The 18,343-nt window shown below is 68.9% G+C and carries 13 protein-coding genes and 1 tRNA gene; 2 read left to right on the top strand and 12 right to left on the bottom strand.

Translation table 11 applies throughout. The features are described from left to right. Positions 1-72: 72 nt before the first annotated feature. From ACKUU6_RS19305 to ACKUU6_RS19255, 11 genes are all read right to left on the bottom strand, one after another. On the bottom strand, positions 73-3,963 hold the full coding sequence (locus ACKUU6_RS19305) for a DNA-directed RNA polymerase subunit beta' (protein WP_407989830.1): 3,891 nt from the start codon (positions 3,961-3,963) through the stop codon (positions 73-75). 98 nt (positions 3,964-4,061) lie between these two features. Next, positions 4,062-7,535 (bottom strand): DNA-directed RNA polymerase subunit beta, encoded by a 3,474-nt coding sequence (gene rpoB / locus ACKUU6_RS19300; RefSeq protein ID WP_407989829.1) that lies wholly within the window; start codon positions 7,533-7,535, stop codon positions 4,062-4,064. A gap of 717 nt (positions 7,536-8,252) precedes the next feature. Further along, positions 8,253-8,636: a 50S ribosomal protein L7/L12 gene (rplL, locus tag ACKUU6_RS19295; RefSeq protein ID WP_407989828.1), complete on the bottom strand. Its 384-nt coding sequence runs from the start codon at positions 8,634-8,636 to the stop codon at positions 8,253-8,255. 90 nt (positions 8,637-8,726) lie between these two features. After that, entirely contained in the window at positions 8,727-9,293 is a 567-nt protein-coding gene (rplJ, locus tag ACKUU6_RS19290) for a 50S ribosomal protein L10 (protein ID WP_407989827.1), read from the bottom strand. Positions 9,294-9,613: 320 nt separating this feature from the next. Continuing rightward, positions 9,614-10,438, bottom strand: a complete 825-nt coding sequence (locus ACKUU6_RS19285; RefSeq protein ID WP_407989826.1) for a hypothetical protein — start codon at positions 10,436-10,438, stop codon at positions 9,614-9,616. 49 nt (positions 10,439-10,487) lie between these two features. Continuing rightward, positions 10,488-11,420, bottom strand: coding sequence for a hypothetical protein (locus tag ACKUU6_RS19280; protein WP_407989825.1), 933 nt, complete (start codon positions 11,418-11,420; stop codon positions 10,488-10,490). A 128-nt stretch (positions 11,421-11,548) separates the two neighbouring features. Continuing rightward, entirely contained in the window at positions 11,549-12,271 is a 723-nt protein-coding gene (rplA, locus tag ACKUU6_RS19275; protein ID WP_407989824.1) for a 50S ribosomal protein L1, read from the bottom strand. Between the two features lie 74 nt (positions 12,272-12,345). Next, entirely contained in the window at positions 12,346-12,780 is a 435-nt protein-coding gene (gene rplK / locus ACKUU6_RS19270; RefSeq protein WP_350644740.1) for a 50S ribosomal protein L11, read from the bottom strand. A gap of 164 nt (positions 12,781-12,944) precedes the next feature. Beyond that, a complete protein-coding gene (gene nusG / locus ACKUU6_RS19265; RefSeq protein WP_407989823.1) occupies positions 12,945-13,856 on the bottom strand; it encodes a transcription termination/antitermination protein NusG in 912 nt (303 codons plus the stop codon). A 199-nt stretch (positions 13,857-14,055) separates the two neighbouring features. Then, on the bottom strand, positions 14,056-14,421 hold the full coding sequence (gene secE, locus ACKUU6_RS19260; protein ID WP_407989822.1) for a preprotein translocase subunit SecE: 366 nt from the start codon (positions 14,419-14,421) through the stop codon (positions 14,056-14,058). Positions 14,422-14,563: 142 nt separating this feature from the next. Beyond that, a tRNA-Trp gene (locus tag ACKUU6_RS19255) sits at positions 14,564-14,636 on the bottom strand. Between the two features lie 238 nt (positions 14,637-14,874). Between ACKUU6_RS19255 and ACKUU6_RS19250 the strand changes: the two genes are divergently transcribed. Together ACKUU6_RS19250 and ACKUU6_RS19245 are read left to right on the top strand one after the other, a co-directional pair. Continuing rightward, complete coding sequence (locus ACKUU6_RS19250; protein WP_407989821.1) at positions 14,875-16,104, top strand: pyridoxal phosphate-dependent aminotransferase; 1,230 nt, start codon at positions 14,875-14,877, stop codon at positions 16,102-16,104. A 91-nt stretch (positions 16,105-16,195) separates the two neighbouring features. Then, positions 16,196-17,215, top strand: a complete 1,020-nt coding sequence (locus ACKUU6_RS19245) for an adenosine deaminase (protein WP_407989820.1) — start codon at positions 16,196-16,198, stop codon at positions 17,213-17,215. Positions 17,216-17,259: 44 nt separating this feature from the next. Here the strand turns inward: ACKUU6_RS19245 and ACKUU6_RS19240 are convergent, their stop codons facing one another. Then, positions 17,260-18,300 carry a UDP-N-acetylmuramate dehydrogenase gene (locus tag ACKUU6_RS19240; protein ID WP_407989819.1) on the bottom strand — a complete coding sequence of 347 codons (1,041 nt, stop codon included), beginning with the start codon at positions 18,298-18,300 and terminating at the stop codon, positions 17,260-17,262. Between the last annotated feature and the right edge of the window lie 43 nt (positions 18,301-18,343).

The following is an 18,343-nucleotide window of genomic DNA, read 5'->3' as shown; positions in this document are numbered from 1 at the left end:
CGAGCCGGAAACGCCGCAGGGCGGCCACCCCGTGTGGGGTGACCGCCCTGCATGCGATCAGGTGACCGTGACTCAGCCGGTGTAGGGGCCGTAGTCGTAGTCGTCCAGCGGCACTGCCTGGCCGGAGCCGGCGCTGAAGGGCGACAGGTCGTAGTCGTCGTAGCCGACGGCCGAGTACATCGCGGCCTTGGCCTCCTCGGTCGGCTCGACCCGGATGTTGCGGTAGCGGGGGAGACCCGTACCGGCCGGGATGAGCTTACCGAGGATGACGTTCTCCTTGAGGCCAAGGAGCGGGTCGGACTTGGCGTGGATGGCCGCGTCCGTGAGCACTCGGGTCGTCTCCTGGAAGGAGGCGGCCGACAGCCAGGACTCGGTCGCCAGCGAGGCCTTGGTGATACCCATCAGCTGCGGACGGCCGGAGGCGGGGTGACCGCCCTCGGAGACCACGCGACGGTTCTCGGTCTCGAAGCGGCCGCGCTCGACGAGCTCGCCCGGGAGCAGCTCGGCGTCGCCCGACTCGATGATCGTCACACGGCGGAGCATCTGCCGAATGATGATCTCGATGTGCTTGTCGTGGATCGACACACCCTGCGAGTTGTAGACCTTCTGGACCTCGGCCACCAGGTGGATCTGGACGGCGCGCTGACCCATGATCCGCAGGACGTCGTGCGGGTTCATCGTGCCGGCGGTCAGCTTCTGGCCGACCGCGACCGCCTCGCCCTCGGAGACCAGCAGCTTGATGCGCTTGGAGATCGGGTAGGCGATCTCGTCGCTGCCGTCGTCGGGGGTGACGACGAGCTTGCGGGTCTTCTCGGTGTCCTCGATCCGCACCCGGCCCTGGGCCTCGGCCACCGGGGCCACACCCTTGGGGGTACGGGCCTCGAAGAGCTCGACGACACGGGGCAGACCCTGCGTGATGTCGTCACCGGCCACACCACCGGTGTGGAAGGTACGCATCGTCAGCTGGGTACCGGGCTCACCGATGGACTGGGCGGCGATGATGCCGACCGCCTCACCGATGTCGACCAGCTTGCCGGTGGCCAGCGAACGGCCGTAGCAGAAGGCACAGGTGCCGACCGCGGACTCGCAGGTCAGGATCGAGCGGGTCTTGACCTCGCTGATGCCGTGGCGGATCAGCTCGTCGATCAGGACGTCACCGAGGTCGGTGTTGGCGGTGGCGAGGAGCTTGCCGTCCACCGTGATGTCCTCGGCCAGCATGCGGGCGTAGACGCTGGTTTCGACGTCGTCCGTCTTGCGAAGGACGCCGTTCTCGACCACGCCGATGGCCAGCTTGAGGCCACGCTCGGTACCGCAGTCCTCCTCGCGGATGATGACGTCCTGGGAGACGTCGACCAGACGACGGGTGAGGTAACCGGAGTCGGCGGTACGCAGCGCGGTGTCGGCCAGACCCTTACGGGCACCGTGGGTGGAGATGAAGTACTCCAGAACGGTGAGGCCCTCACGGAAGGACGCCTTGATGGGACGGGGAATCGTCTCGTTCTTGGCGTTCGACACCAGACCACGCATACCGGCGATCTGACGCATCTGCATCATGTTTCCTCGAGCGCCCGAGTCCACCATCATGAAGATGGGGTTCGTCTTCTCGAAGTTGGCGTTCATGGCCTCGGCGACCTCGTTGGTCGCGCGGGTCCAGATGCCGATGAGCTCGCTCTTGCGCTCCTCGTTGGTGATCAGGCCGCGCTCGTACTGACGCTGCACCTTCTCGGCCTGGGCCTCGTAGCCCTCGAGGATCTGCGGCTTGTTCGGCGGCACCACGACGTCGGAGATCGACACGGTGACACCCGAGCGGGTGGCCCAGTGGAAACCGGCCGCCTTCAGGTTGTCCAGGGTCGCCGCCACGACGACCTTGGGGTACCGCTCGGCCAGGTCGTTGACGATCGCGGAGAGCTGCTTCTTGCCCACCTCGTAGTCGACGAACGGGTAGTCCTCGGGCAGCAGCTCGTTGAAGAGCGCGCGGCCCAAGGTCGTCCGCAGACGGAAGGGCTCGCCCTCGAACCAGGTCGGCTGACCGTCCTCGTCGACCGGCGGGGTCCAGCCACGGGGCGGGACGGTGCCGATCGGCAGGCGGATGTCGATCACGGCCTGGACGTCGATCTGCTTGGCGTCGAACGCCATCACGGCCTCGGCGGCGGAGGTGAAGGAGCGGCCGGCGCCCTTCACGTTCTCGCGGTCCGAGGTCAGGAAGAACAGTCCGAGCACCATGTCCTGGGTCGGCATGGTGACGGGGCGACCGTCGGCCGGCTTCAGGATGTTGTTCGAGGACAGCATCAGGATGCGGGCCTCGGCCTGCGCCTCCGCGGAGAGCGGCAGGTGGACGGCCATCTGGTCACCGTCGAAGTCCGCGTTGAACGCGGTACAGACGAGCGGGTGGATCTGGATGGCCTTGCCCTCGACCAGCTGGGGCTCGAAGGCCTGGATGCCGAGGCGGTGCAGGGTGGGTGCACGGTTGAGCAGCACCGGGTGCTCGGCGATGACCTCTTCGAGGACGTCCCACACGACCGGGCGGGCGCGCTCGACCATGCGCTTGGCCGACTTGATGTTCTGCGCGTGGTTCAGGTCCACCAGGCGCTTCATCACGAACGGCTTGAAGAGCTCCAGCGCCATGGCCTTCGGCAGACCGCACTGGTGCAGCTTGAGCTGCGGGCCGACGACGATGACCGAACGGGCCGAGTAGTCGACTCGCTTGCCGAGCAGGTTCTGACGGAAACGACCCTGCTTGCCCTTCAGCATGTCGCTGAGGGACTTCAGCGGACGGTTGCCGGGGCCCGTGACCGGGCGGCCACGACGGCCGTTGTCGAAGAGGGCGTCGACCGCCTCCTGGAGCATCCGCTTCTCGTTGTTCACGATGATCTCGGGGGCACCGAGGTCGAGCAGACGCTTCAGACGGTTGTTGCGGTTGATCACGCGGCGGTACAGGTCGTTCAGGTCGGAGGTCGCGAAGCGGCCACCGTCCAGCTGCACCATCGGGCGGAGGTCCGGCGGGATGACCGGGACGCAGTCCAGCACCATGCCGTTGGGCTTGTTGGTGGTCTGCAGGAAGGCGGAGACGACCTTGAGGCGCTTGAGCGCCCGGGTCTTCTTCTGGCCCTTGCCGGTCCGGATGATCTCGCGCAGGCGCTCGGACTCCTCGGCGAGGTCGAACGTCTCCAGGCGGTCCTTGAGCGCCGCGGCGCCCATCGAGCCGGAGAAGTACGTGCCGAAGCGGTCGCGCAGCTCGCGGTAGAGCAGCTCGTCGCCCTCGAGGTCCTGGACCTTGAGGTTCTTGAAGCGGGCCCAGACCTCGTCCAGACGGTCCAGCTCGCGCTGCGCGCGGTCGCGCAGCTGCTTCATCTCGCGCTCGGCACCCTCGCGCACCTTGCGGCGCACGTCGGCCTTGGCGCCCTCGGCCTCGAGCTCGGCCAGGTCGGTCTCGGCCTTCTTGGCCCGGGCCTCCAGGTCGGAGTCGCGGCGGTTCTCGATCTGCTGACGCTCGACCGAGACGTGCGCCTCAAGGGACGGGAGGTCGCGCTGGCGACGCTCGTCGTCCACCCAGGTGATCATGTAGGCGGCGAAGTAGATGACCTTCTCGAGGTCCTTCGGAGCCAGGTCGAGCAGGTAGCCGAGGCGGCTGGGCACACCCTTGAAGTACCAGATGTGGGTGACCGGCGCGGCCAGCTCGATGTGGCCCATCCGCTCACGACGCACCTTGGCGCGAGTGACCTCGACGCCACAGCGCTCACAGATGATGCCCTTGAAGCGGACGCGCTTGTACTTGCCGCAGTAGCACTCCCAGTCCCGGGTGGGGCCGAAGATCTTCTCGCAGAAGAGCCCGTCCTTTTCCGGCTTCAGGGTGCGGTAGTTGATGGTCTCCGGCTTCTTGACCTCGCCGTGGGACCACTGGCGGATGTCGTCGGCGGTCGCGAGGCCGATGCGGAGCTCGTCGAAGAAGTTGACGTCAAGCACTGGTCGTCAAGCCCTCTTTCGTAAGTCGAAAGGTGTTCATCTGGTCTGAGGGGGCCTGGGGGCGGGCCGACCGCACGAGGCGGCCGGCCCAACCTCCGTCAGACCTCTTCGACGCTGCTCGGCTCGCGCCGGGACAGGTCAATGCCGAGCTCCTCGGCGGCACGGAAGACATCCTCGTCGGAGTCCCGCATCTCGATGGACTGGCCGTCCGAGGACAGCACCTCCACGTTGAGGCAGAGCGACTGCATTTCCTTGATGAGCACCTTGAAGGACTCGGGAATGCCCGGCTCGGGGATGTTCTCGCCCTTGACGATCGCCTCGTAGACCTTCACGCGGCCCAGGACGTCGTCGGACTTGATGGTGAGGAGTTCCTGCAGCGCGTAGGCCGCGCCGTACGCCTCAAGGGCCCACACCTCCATCTCACCGAAGCGCTGACCACCGAACTGCGCCTTACCACCGAGCGGCTGCTGGGTGATCATCGAGTACGGACCGGTCGAACGGGCGTGAAGCTTGTCGTCGACCAGGTGGTGCAGCTTGAGGATGTACATGTAGCCGACCGAGACCGGCATCGGGAACGGCTCGCCGGAGCGGCCGTCGTACAGCCGGGCCTTGCCGGTGGAGTTCACCAGGCGCTCACCGTCACGGGTGAGGGTGGTGTGGTCCAGCAGGCCGGTGATCTCGTCCTCGCGGGCGCCGTCGAAGACCGGGGTGGCGAGGTTGGTGCCACCCTCAACCTTGTCGGCACCGATCACCTGCAGGCGCTGGGCCCACTCCTCGGCGAGGCCGGAGACGTCCCAACCCTGCTTGGCGAGCCACCCGAGGTGGATCTCCAGGACCTGTCCCGGGTTCATTCGGGACGGGACACCCAGCGGGTTCAGGATGATGTCGACCGGGGTGCCGTCCTCGAGGAACGGCATGTCCTCGACGGGGAGGATCTTGGAGATGACACCCTTGTTGCCGTGACGGCCGGCCAGCTTGTCACCGTTGGTGATCTTGCGCTTCTGGGCGACGTAGACGCGGACCAGCTGGTTCACGCCCGGGGGAAGCTCGTCCCCCTCCTCGCGGTCGAAGACGCGGACGCCGATGACCTTGCCTGACTCACCGTGCGGCACCTTCAGCGAGGTGTCGCGGACCTCACGGGCCTTCTCACCGAAGATGGCGCGCAGCAGGCGCTCCTCCGGGGTCAGCTCGGTCTCACCCTTGGGCGTGACCTTGCCGACCAGGATGTCGCCGGTGACGACGTCGGCGCCGATCCGGATGATCCCGCGCTCGTCGAGGTCGGCGAGGACCTCCTCGGAGACGTTCGGGATGTCCCGGGTGATCTCCTCGGGGCCCAGCTTGGTGTCACGGGCGTCGACCTCGTGCTCCTCGATGTGGATCGAGGAGAGGACGTCGTCCTGCACGAGGCGCTGCGACAGGATGATCGCGTCCTCGTAGTTGTGACCCTCCCAGGACATGAACGCCACGAGCAGGTTCTTGCCGAGCGCCATCTCACCCTGGTCGGTGCACGGGCCGTCGGCCAGCACCTGGTTGACCTCGACCCGGGCGCCCTCGTCCACGAGCACCTTCTGGTTGAAGGAGGTGCCCTGGTTGGAGCGGGTGAACTTGGCGGCGCGGTACGTGGTGTACGTGCCGTCGTCGTTGGCCACGGTGACGTAGTCGGCCGAGACCTCCTGGACGACACCGGCCTTCTCGGCCACGATCACGTCGGCGGCGTCGACCGCGCAGCGGTACTCCATGCCGGTGCCGACCACGGGTGCCTCGCTCTTCAGCAGCGGCACCGCCTGGCGCATCATGTTGGAGCCCATGAGCGCGCGGTTGGCGTCGTCGTGCTCGAGGAACGGGATCATGGCGGTCGCGACCGACACCATCTGGCGCGGCGAGACGTCCATGTAGTCGATCTCGGTGCCCGGGATGTAGTCGATCTCGCCACCACGGCGGCGGACCAGGACACGCGGCTCGGCGAAGGTCAGCTCGTCGGTCAGCGGGGCGTTGGCCTGCGCGATGACGTAGCGGTCCTCCTCGTCTGCCGTGAGGTAGTCGACCGCCTCGGTCACGACACCGTCGATGACCTTCCGGTACGGGGTCTCGATGAAGCCGAAGGCGTTCACCCGGCCGTAGGACGCGAGCGAGCCGATCAGACCGATGTTCGGGCCTTCGGGGGTCTCGATCGGACACATGCGGCCGTAGTGCGAGGGGTGCACGTCACGGACCTCGAAGCCGGCCCGCTCACGGGACAGACCACCGGGGCCGAGCGCGGACAGACGACGCTTGTGGGTCAGACCCGAGAGCGGGTTCGTCTGGTCCATGAACTGCGACAGCTGGCTGGTGCCGAAGAACTCCTTGATGGAGGCGACGACCGGCCGGATGTTGATCAGGGTCTGCGGCGTGATCGCCTCGACGTCCTGGGTGGTCATGCGCTCGCGCACGACGCGCTCCATACGGGCGAGACCCGTACGGACCTGGTTCTGGATCAGCTCGCCGACGTTGCGCAGGCGACGGTTGCCGAAGTGGTCGATGTCATCGACCTCCACGACGATGTCGCGGCCCTCGTCGTCCCGCCAGTCGGTCTCACCGGCGTGCAGCTTCACCAGGTACTTGATCGCACCGATGATGTCGGGCTCGGTGAGCACTCCGGAGTCCAGCGACTCGGCGTTGCCCAGCTTGCGGTTGACCTTGTACCGGCCGACCTTGGCGAGGTCGTAGCGCTTCGGGTTGAAGTACAGGTTCTCCAGAAGCGTCTGCGCGGCCTCGCGGGTCGGCGGCTCGCCCGGGCGCAGCTTGCGGTAGATGTCGAGCAGCGCGTCGTCCTGGCCCTGGGTGTGGTCCTTCTCCAGGGTGGCGCGCATCGACTCGTACTCGCCGAACTCCTCGAGGATCATCTCGTTGGTCCAGCCGAGCGCCTTGAGCAGCACGGTGACCGACTGCTTGCGCTTGCGGTCGATGCGGACACCGACCATGTCGCGCTTGTCGATCTCCATCTCCAGCCAGGCACCACGCGAGGGGATGACCTTGCAGGAGTAGATGTCCTTGTCGGAGACCTTGTCCAGGGTGGAGTCGAAGTACACACCCGGGGAGCGGACCAGCTGCGAGACCACGACACGCTCGGTGCCGTTGATCACGAACGTGCCCTTGTGGGTCATGAGCGGGAAGTCGCCCATGAAGACCGTCTGGGACTTGATCTCACCGGTCTCGTTGTTGGTGAACTCGGCCGTGACGAAGAGCGGGGCCGCGAAGGTGAAGTCGCGGTCCTTGCACTCGTCGATCGAGTTCTTGGGCGGCTCGAAACGGTGATCGCGGAAGGTCAGCGACATCGACCCACTGAAGTCCTCGATCGGGGAGATCTCTTCGAAGATCTCCTCCAGACCGGACTTGGTGGGGACGTCCTGACCGCTCTCCAGGGCCGCCTCGACGCGAGACTTCCAGGCCGCATTGCCGAGGAGCCAGTCAAAGCTCTCGGTCTGCAGGGCCAGGAGGTTCGGGACCTCGAGGGGCTCCTTGATCTTCGCGAAGGAAACGCGGAGCGGGGCGGTGGAATTGGCGTTGTTCGAGGCGTTGCGCGGCGCGGCCAAGAGGGGGGTCCTTCCGAGGGCTCGGAGCTCACTGCGCGCATACCGGCCGGCCTCGACGGGCTGACCCCACCCCCGGCGCCGTGGGCCTCAGCCGGGGTGTGAACCCCAGGTCAGAGCCGCTTTGCGGAGGCGGTGCCAGGCCCCTTCAGGGCAATGCACACTCCGGGCGACGAGTCACGGAGCAGCTAACAGGCAGCGCAAAGGGACAGTGTAGCCAAAAGGCACACTGCTGACAAGCTCTGATTCGGAGACCGAATCGGAGACTCCCCTCGTACCGCTCCGCCATGGCTCGGACGCTCCGAGCCACCACACCTCACGAAGAGTCAGTTCCCGTCGGAGCCGCCGAATATGCATCCGGAACCACATCGACCGGTTGGACCCGCCTCATGGGGCGCGCCTTGAGAATCGCGCGCCCGGTGAAGTTCGTCAAGGCCCCTACCGGAGTGCGGACCTCGAAGCGTTCATCGTCCGAGCAGGCCACCGCGTTACAGAACCCGTGGTGGGAGCCTTCCCCGTGACAGCGCTCACCCTACCGGGCCGTGCCGACAGTGGCCGAGTGCACAGTCCGCCAGGCCGGTGACACCCCTCCGCCGACCGGGTGGACCCGGGCCGCCGACCAGGTGGACCAGCCCCTGGACCGGGTACGCAAAAAGGCCGGGCCGACCACCCGCAAGGGTGGTCGGCCCGGCCTCGCGCCCCCTCAGAGGGGGCACTGGGTCACTTGACGGTGACCTTGGCGCCAGCGGCCTCGAGCTGAGCCTTGGCCTTCTCCGCGGCGTCCTTGGCAACCTTCTCCAGGACGGTGGCGGGGGTGCCGTCAACGAGGTCCTTCGCCTCCTTCAGGCCGAGGGAGGTGAGGGCGCGCACCTCCTTGATGACCTGGATCTTCTTGTCGCCGGCGCCGTCGAGGATGACGTCGAACTCGTCCTGCTCCTCAGCGGCCTCGGCCGGGGCGGCCGTGCCACCCGCGGCGGCAACCGCGACCGGGGCGGCGGCGGTGACGTCGAACTTCTCCTCGAACGCCTTCACGAACTCGGAGAGCTCGATGAGGGTCATCTCCTCGAACTGCGCGAGCAGGTCGTCCTGGGACAGCTTCGCCATGATGGCGTCCTTCCACTAAATCGGCAGGTGGTGCCGGATGTACGGATTGGCGGGCGTACGGGCCCGCAGCGAGGGCGTGAGCCCGCCGAACTACTCGGCGGCAGCGTCCTCGGCGGCGGGAGCCGGCGTACCGGCACCGCCCTGCTCGGCCTTCTTCTCGCGAAGCGCGTCCACGGTGCGGACGAGCTTGGAGGGCAGGGCCTGGAAGAGCGCAGCAGCCTGGGAGGGCTTGGCCTTCATGGCACCCGCCAGCTTGGCGAGCAGCACCTCGCGGGACTCGAGGTCCGCGAGCTTCTTGATCTCATCGGCGGACAGCGCCTTACCGTCAAGGACACCGCCCTTGATGATGAGAGCGGGGTTCTCCTTGGCGAAGTCACGCAGAGCCTTCGCCGACTCCACCGGGTCACCGGTGACGAAGGCGACAGCCGTCGGACCCGCGAACAGGTCGTCGAGCTCGGAGATCCCGGCCTCATTGGCCGCGATCTTGGTCAGCGTGTTCTTCACCACGGCGTACTGGGCGTTGTCCCCCAGCGAGCGACGCAGGGTCTTGACCTGCTTCACCGTGAGACCGCGGTACTCGGTCAGCAGCGCCGCGTTCGAGGCACGGAACTTGTCCGTGAGCTCAGCGACGGCAGCAGCCTTGTCGGGCCTTGCCATAGGCTTACGCCTCCTTCCGTGATGTCGAAGTCAGGCCGACCTTGAAACAGTCGACCATCCAACGCCTCAAACCACCGGCCAGGAAGCTCTGCAGAAACAGTGAGAGCCCCGGTGCGCAGGCGCACGGGGCTCTGAATGACCTCAACGATCAGGCGGCAAGCCGCACGGACCGGAAGTCCAAGCTCCAAACACTCCTGCGCGGGCTGCCCGCGATCACTCGCGGATCCTTAGGTCGTCAACACCCTCACGGGCGCGGCCGACAACCAGCGGTCTTTGGCAGCCCCCACCGTACTCGACCGGTCGCGAATCGGCCAAATCGCTCAGGAGGCGAGCGGCGGCAGGGTCCTGGCGCCCTCGTCCACGGTGTCGCTCTCGGCCGGGGCCTGCACCGAGAGCGGCCCGCCGAGGTTCTTGTACGTCATGGTGTCGTCCGGGCCGCCCTCGCTGCTGCGGCGGAGCTGGACCAGCTGGTCCTTGTCGTTCAGCCAGAGGTCCAGGGTGAGCTGGTGCGCTCCCCCGGCGCTCAGCGCGGCCTGCAGCGCCTGCTGCCGGCCGGCGGGCAGCAGGGTCTGCGCCGCGACGTACCGGTCCACCCCGACGGTCAGCCGGTAGTGCTGGACGGTGGCCTCGCCGAGCTCCTCCTCACCGATCAGCCTCGGGCTCTCAGCGGCGACCGCGGCGGTCAGCGCCACCATCGGGTTGATCCGGTCCACCAGCCCGGCGTACGGGATCTCCCGCTGACCGCCCGGGGCGGTGAACTTCTCCCAGTGCCGACCGCCGGTCCGCTCGGCGGTGGCCGGGTCGCCGCCCCGGTAGGCGGTGGTGTCCAGCACGATCAGCTGCTCGGCGGTGTCCGGGTACTTCACCGTCAGCACCGTCTTCGGGGCCCAGAACAGCACCCCGACGGCCTGCTCCGCACCCAACCGGTACGAGAACTCGGCCCGGCGGGCGGCAGTCATCGCCAGCTGCGCGGAGAGCAGCACGCCGTGCGGTGACCGGTCGGTGGGGCTGGGCAGTCCGGTCGGTACGACGCTGGGGGTCGGGCCAGAGGTGGGCGGGGGCTCCGCCGCACTGCCGCAGCCGGCCACCCCGGTGAGCAGCAGCACCGCGATCGCCGCGGCCGCCGACCGCTGACCTGCCGTCATCCTGCTCCCCGTCCGCCGCCGTCCCACCCGACACCCTGTCATGCGGGGGTCAGCCGCCGAAGCCCTTGAGCAGATCTGCGACCTCGAACACATCCGTGGCGGGCGGGACGGCCACCTCGGGGGCCTTGCCGAGGTCGATGTAGCGGACCGTCATCTCCCCGGCCCTGGTCGGGGTGAGGTCGGCGGTCCTGAGCTGGACCAGCTCGTTCCTGCCGTTGATCCAGAGGTCCAGCGCGCCGCCGCCCTTGCCCAGCTCGGCCAGCGCCTGGTTCTTCTGGTCCTCGGTCAGCCCGGTCATCGCGCCGACCAGTGCCTGGGCCGCCCCGGTGGTCCTGAAGTGCACCGCCTCGGCGCCGTTCACCTGCTCGACGCCGACCTTGGCCAGCCCGGGGCTGGCTGCGCCGACCGCCAGCGGCACCGCCGGGTCGAGCGCCTTCATCAGGACGGCCAGCGTCCTGGCGTCCTCACCGCCGGCCGACAGGCCCGCGCCGTTGGCGGGCGCCGCAGCGTCCACCTTCATCCAGTGCCGGCCACCGGCCAGCGCGGAGGTGTCCGCCGAGGCGCCGACGTAGCTGACGCCGCTGGCCGAGCGCAGCTTCGCGTCCTGCCCGTCCACCTTGAAGGTCAGGTCGGCGGCGGCCGGCTGCCCCCAGCGCAGCGCGCCGCTGCCGGTGTCCGCTCCGCCGGTGCTGACCACCAGATCGGCACTGCCCGCCTTGGCCATCACCGCGGCGGCCGCCAGCAGGACGTCCTTCGGCGCGCCGGTGGGTGCCGGGGCCTGGGCGGCGCCGGGGGTGGCTGCGGCCGAGGAGGCCCCGGGCTCGGGCGTCGCCGTACCGGAGGCCGTCGCGCCGGCGCCGGCCGAGGGAGTGGCGCTCACCGGGGGCTTGGCCGCCTCGTCCGCCTTGGAGCCGCTCGCGCCACAGGCGGTCAGGCCGCCCAGCAGTAGCGCCGTGACGGCAATCGTCCGCAGGTCGCGCATGGAAGTCTCCCCCTCGTTGGGATCTCGGCATGCGGACTCTAATTGATGTGGATATGCCGACGGGCCCGCACCCCCCTCAAAGGGGAGTACGGGCCCGTTGAACGCGGTTACCGCTGGAGCTCGGAGGCTCAGACGGCGGCCGGGTCCTCCTCGACGAGGAGGTTCCGGGTGCGGTTCGGGTCCACCTGGATGCCGGGGCCGATCGTGGTGGAGAACGCGGTCTTCTTGATGTAACGGCCCTTGGCGGCGGACGGCTTGGCCCGGAGGACCTCGTCCAGCGCGGCGCCGTAGTTCTCGACCAGCTGCTCGTCGGTGAAGGAGGCCTTACCGATGATGAAGTGCAGGTTCGAGTGCTTGTCGACGCGGAACTCGATCTTGCCGCCCTTGATGTCGTTGACGGCCTTCGCGACATCGGGGGTGACGGTGCCGGTCTTCGGGTTCGGCATCAGACCACGCGGGCCGAGCACGCGGCCGAGGCGGCCGACCTTGCCCATGAGGTCCGGGGTGGCGACGACGGCGTCGAAGTCCAGACGACCCTTGGCGACCTCGTCGATGAGCTCGTCCGAGCCCACGACGTCGGCGCCCGCAGCACGCGCGGCCTCGGCACGCTCGCCGGTCGCGAAGACCAGGACCCGAGCGGTCTTACCGGTGCCGTGCGGGAGGATCACGGTGCTGCGGACCATCTGGTCGGCCTTGCGCGGGTCGACACCCAGGCGCATGGCAACCTCGACGGTCGCGTCGAACTTGGAGGTGGAGGTCTCCTTCGCGAGGCGGATGGCCTCGAGGGGAGCGTAGATCCGGCTGCGGTCGACCTTGGCGTCCGCGGCCTTGAGAGCCTTGCTGCGCTTCACTGCTTCTCCTGAATGTGAATGGAGTCGTGGTCTGTCGGGCCGCGCAGGCCCTGCCACGGGAGGACTGGGGGCTGTCAGCCCTCGACGGTGATGCCCATCGACCGGGCGGTGCCGGCGATGATCTTCTCCGCCGCGTCCAGGTCGTTGGCGTTCAGGTCGGGGAGCTTGGTGGTGGCGATGTCGCGGACCTGGGCGCTGGTGAGCTTCGCGACCTTGGTCTTGTGCGGCTCGGCCGAGCCCTTGTCCACGCCGGCGGCCTTCAGGATGAGGCGCGCGGCCGGCGGCGTCTTCGTGATGAAGGTGAAGGAACGGTCCTCGTAGACCGTGATCTCCACCGGCACGATCATGCCGCGCTGCGACTCGGTCGCAGCGTTGTAGGCCTTGCAGAACTCCATGATGTTGACGCCGTGCTGGCCCAGCGCGGGGCCGACCGGCGGAGCCGGGTTGGCCGCGCCGGCCTTGATCTGGAGCTTGATGAGCCCCGTGACCTTCTTCTTCTTGGGAGGCATGCTCTCCGGGTCCTTCCGAGAGTGGATTACTGGTGCGCCCTCGGCCGGAGCGACACCCGGCCTGGCAGAACACACATCGGACCAGGCTAACCGCTGATGCGGCCTGGACCAAAACGGGTTCGGGGGCAGGGCCGAAGCCCTGCCCCCGAACCCGAAGCTGTGGACTAGTTCTTCTGGATCTGGTCGAACGACAGCTCGACCGGGGTCTCCCGGCCGAAGATCTCGACCAGGCCCTTGACCTTCTTCGAGTCCGGGTTGATCTCGTTGATCGTCGCCTGCAGGGTGGCGAACGGACCGTCGGTGACGGTGACCGAGTCGCCGACCTCGAAGTCGAGCACCTGGACCTCGACCGGGCGGTGCGGGGACGCCTTGCCTGCGGCCTTGGCCGCGTCGCGCTCGACGTCGGGAGCGAGCATCTTGACGACCTCGTCCAGCGTCAGCGGGTACGGGTCGTAGGCGTTGCCGACGAAGCCGGTGACACCCGGCGTATTGCGCACGACGCCCCAGGACTCGGGGGTGAGGTCCATCCGGACCAGCACGTAGCCGGGGAGCTTGTTCTGCCGGACGGTCTTGCGGTCGCCATTCTTGATCTGGACGACCTCCTCCTGCGGAACGGCGGACTCGAAGATGTAGTCCTCGACGTTCAGCGAGACGGCGCGCTGCTCCAGGTTCTGCTTCACCCGGTTCTCGTACCCGGCGTAGGTGTGGATCACGTACCACTCGCCCGGCGCAGTGCGCAGCTGCTCCCGGAAGGCGACGACCGGGTCGATCTCGACCTCGACCTCGACCTCGGCATCCTCCGCGTCAGCCTCGACGTCCTCAGCCTCAGCGGCCTCGACCTCGTCCTCGGCATCCTCGGTCCCGTCCTCCGCGAGGGCCTCGTCCTCGGTCAGCTCGTGCACCGCGTCCTGCTCGGCCGGCACACCCGCCTCGGCCTCGTCCGCAGCCTCGACCTCGTCCTGGTCGGCGTCGACCGCGTCCAGGATCTGCTCGGCGTCCTCGACGTCAGCAGCCTCGGCCGCGACATCCGCCTCGCGGACGGTCTCGTCGGCGTCGTACAGGGGGGACTCAGACACGGTGGCTGCTTCTTTCCTGGGATGTGAGTTTGGAACGGCTCCGGACTGTCCGGCGCCCTCGCGGGCACGTGCGGGGACAACTCGGATACCTCCACAGTACCGAGTCAACGGTAGCGGGATCGCCCCGAGTGCGCCGACAGCTCGACCCGGACCGTTCTGCACGGCCCGGGTCGGGATGGAGCTGGGAGGTGACGGCGGATCAGCCGAACACCCACAGGCTGAGCTTGGAGAAGCCGTAGTCCATGCTGGCCACCAGGCCCATGACCACGACCACGAAGACCACCACGACGGTGGTGTACTGGGTCAGCTCGCTGCGGGTCGGCCAGACGACCTTGCGGAGCTCGGCAATGATCTGACGGTAGAACAGCGCCGTCCGGGCGAAGATGCTCTTCTTGGCCCGCTTGCCGGACTTCTTCTCGCCGTCACCGCCCTGAGCCTTCTGGGCACGCTTGCGGTCGCGGCGCGAGGGCACCTTGTCGTTGACGTCGGCGGAAGTCTCCGCGCCGTCGGCACCCTCGGGGTTGCCGCTCTCAGGCGTTGCGGTGGAGCCCGTGGTCTCCGTCACTCGTCCTCACCTGAATCCGGGTCCTGCCGAGCGTCGCTCCGCGGAGATGCGGGCGGTCCGGCGAATGCAGTGCGATGGAGCCATCTCCGCATCAAGCCCGCTCACTCCTGTGGAGCGAACGGGCTGGGTACGGTTCAAGCAGCAGGGCAAGAGGGACTTGAACCCCCAACCGCCGGTTTTGGAGACCGGTGCTCTACCAATTGAGCTATTGCCCTACGGAGCTTTGCGGCTCCGGAGATGACCACCAACCTACCGCATCCGGGCCGCTGCGTGAGTTACGCACCGGTGGAGCCGCACTTCGGGAGCCATCGAGCAGTGAGTGTACGTGGTCCGGGGCGTTTGGTCGAACCCCCTTCACCGAGCGCCCACCGGGCGGGTACGGATGGTGGACGGATCGGTACACATGCTGAAACCGCCGTACCCGCCCCCGGAGGACTCTGCAACGATTGCCGCATGAGCTCTCCCACCCCCCGCCCCGCAGACCGCCGCGTCTCCGCCCGTGTCGGTGCCATCGCCGAGTCCGCCACCCTCGCGGTGGACGCCAAGGCGAAGGCCCTCAAGGCGGCCGGCCGCCCCGTGATCGGCTTCGGCGCCGGCGAGCCGGACTTCCCGACCCCCGGCTACATCGTCGACGCCGCCGTCGCCGCCTGCCAGGACCCGAAGAACCACCGCTACACCCCGGCCGGCGGCCTGCCGGAGCTCAAGGCCGCGATCGCCGCCAAGACGCTGCGCGACTCCGGCTACGAGGTGGACGCCTCGCAGGTGCTGGTGACCAACGGTGGCAAGCAGGCCATCTACGAGGCCTTCGCCGCGATCCTGGACCCGGCCGACGAGGTCATCATCCCGGCGCCGTACTGGACCACCTACCCGGAGGCCGTGAAGCTGGCCGGCGGTGTCCCGGTCGAGGTCGTCGCGGACGAGACCACCGGCTACAAGGTCTCGGTCGAGCAGCTGGAGGCCGCCCGCACCGCCAACACCAAGGTGGTGCTCTTCGTCTCGCCGTCCAACCCGACCGGCTCGGTCTACACCGAGGCCGAGGCCGAGGCGATCGGCCGCTGGGCCCTGGAGCACGGCCTCTGGGTGCTCACCGACGAGATCTACGAGCACCTGGTCTACGGCGACGCCACCTTCACCTCGCTGCCCGCGCTGCTGCCGGAGCTGGCCGACAAGTGCATCGTGGTCAACGGTGTGGCCAAGACCTACGCGATGACCGGCTGGCGGGTGGGCTGGATGATCGGCCCCAAGGACGTGGTGAGCGCCGCGGCCAACCTGCAGTCGCACGCCACCTCCAACGTCTCCAACGTGGCGCAGCGCGCCGCGCTGGCCGCCGTCGCCGGCGACCTGGCCGCGGTGGACGAGATGAAGACGGCCTTCGACCGCCGTCGCAAGACCATCGTGCGGATGCTGAACGAGATCGACGGCGTGTTCTGCCCCGAGCCCGAGGGCGCCTTCTACGTCTACCCCGCGGTCAAGGACCTGCTGGGCAAGGAGATCCGCGGCAAGCGCCCGGCGACCTCCGCCGAGCTGGCCACCCTGATCCTGGACGAGGCCGAGGTCGCGGTCGTCCCCGGCGAGGCCTTCGGCACCCCCGGCTACCTGCGGCTGTCGTACGCGCTCGGCGACGCCGACCTGGTGGAGGGCATCAGCCGGGTCCAGAAGCTGCTGGGCGAGGCCCGCGCCTGACCCCCTCTTGCCGGCGCCGCCCCTTTCACCCCTTCGAGGGATGTGAAAGGGGCGGTTCCCGTCGGGGGTGCCGATACGGCAGGATCGGCTGATGGAACGCCAGCGTGATGTCCGGAGCCTCCCGAAGGCCCATCTGCACCTGCACTTCACCGGTTCGATGCGGCCCGCCACCCTGCTGGAGCTGGCCGACAAGCACCGGGTCCGTCTGCCGGAGGCGCTCAGCTCCGGCGAGCCGCCGCAGCTGCGGGCCACCGACGAGCGGGGCTGGTTCCGGTTCCAGCGGCTGTACGACACCGCGCGGTCGGTGCTGCGGGACGAGTCCGACATCCGGCGCCTGGTGCTGGAGACCGCCCAGGACGAGGTCGCCGACGGCTCCCGCTGGCTGGAGATCCAGGTCGACCCGACCTCGTACGCGCCCCGGCTCGGCGGGCTGATCCCGGCGCTCGAACTGATCCTGGACGCCGTCCGGGACGCCTCCGAAGCGACCGGGGTGGGGATCAGGGTGCTGGTCGCCGCCAACCGGATGAAGTCCCCGATGGACGCCAGGACGCTGGCCCGGCTCGCGGTCCGCTACGCCGACCGGGGGGTGGTCGGCTTCGGCCTCTCCAATGACGAACGGCGGGGCCTGGCCCGGGACTTCGACCGCGCCTTCACGATCGCCAGGAACGGCGGGCTGCTGGCCGCCCCGCACGGCGGCGAGCTCTCCGGGCCCGAGTCGGTCCGGGACTGCCTGGACGATCTCGGCGCGGGCCGGATCGGCCACGGGGTGCGGGCCGCGGAGGACCCGCGGCTGATGCAGCGGCTGGCGGACCGTCAGATCACCTGCGAGGTCTGCCCGTCCTCCAACGTCTCGCTCGGGGTCTACGAGCGGGCGGAGGAGGTGCCGCTGCGGAAGTTGTTCGAGGCGGGCGTACCGATGGCGCTCGGCGCCGACGACCCGCTGCTGTTCGGCTCGCGGCTGGCGGCGCAGTACGAGCTGGTCCGCGACGTGCAGGGCTTCAGCGACGCCGAACTCGCCGAGCTGGCCCGGCAGTCCATCCGCGCCACCCGTGCGCCGGAGGGCGTGCGCGGGCAGCTCCTGGCGGACGTCGACGCCTGGCTGACCAGCTGAGCACCCGACAGGGCTTGGGTTGCCCACCCTGTCGAAGCGTCTGCCTAGAGTGCGACCCCGACCATGACGGGTTCGTTGACCAGGTCGACGCCGAACGCCGCGCGGACGCCGTCGCGGATCTCGCGGGCCAGGGCGAGCAGGTCCTCGGTGGTGGCGGTGCCCCGGTTGGTGAGGGCGAGGGTGTGCTTGGTGGAGAGGGTGGCGGCGCCGGAGCCGTAGCCCTTGCCGAAGCCGGCCTGGTCGATCAGCCAGGCGGCGGAGGTCTTGGTGCAGCCGTCCGGCGCGGGGTACGCGGGTGCGGTGCGCTCGCCCAGCCGGGTCAGGAAGGCCGCGTACTGGTCGGCGGTCAGGATCGGGTTGGTGAAGAAGGAGCCGGCCGACCAGGTGTCGTGGTCCGCCGGGTCGAGCACCATTCCCTTGCCCGCGCGCAGCTCCAGCACCGTCTTCCAGGCGGTCCGCAGGGCGACCCGCTCGCCCGCCTCGACGCCCAGCGTCCGGGCGACCTCCGCGTACCGGACCGGGGTGGACCGCCCGTCGGCGTCCTCCAGCCGGAACCTGACCCGCAGCACCACGTACCGCTCGGGGTCGGCCTTGAAACGGCTGTGGCGGTAGGAGAACCCGCACTCGGCGTTGGTCAGCGTGACCACCTCGCCGGCCCGGCGGTCGTACGCGACCACCTCGGTGATCCCGCTAGCCACCTCCTGGCCGTACGCGCCGACGTTCTGCACGGGCGTGGCGCCGGCCGATCCCGGGATGCCTGCCAGGAACTCGATGCCGGCCAGTCCGGCGTCCACCACGCGGGCCACCGCGTCGGCCCAGACCTCGCCCGCGGCCAGCTCCAGGTCGACGCCGTCGAGGGCGAAGCCGGTGGTGGCGATCCGCAGCACCGTCCCGGCGAAGCCCTGGTCGCCGATCACCAGGTTCGAGCCGCCGCCGACCAGCAGCAGCGGCTCTCCGGCCGCGTCCGCGGCCCGGACGGTCTCGATGACCTCCTCGTCCGTGACGGCGGTCACCAGCCGGCGGGCCGGGCCGCCGATCCGGAGGGTGGTCAGCGGGGCGAGAGGGACGTCCAGTTCAACAAGCACGTCCCCAGCGTACGGGGACCGGCCGCGGCCGGTCCCCGTACGG

Origin of the sequence: Kitasatospora sp. CMC57 (assembly GCF_045866025.2) — a bacterium.
Taxonomy (GTDB): domain Bacteria; phylum Actinomycetota; class Actinomycetes; order Streptomycetales; family Streptomycetaceae; genus Kitasatospora.
Note: the sequence above shows the minus strand (reverse complement) of the source record. Positions and strands in the feature narration are given on the sequence as shown.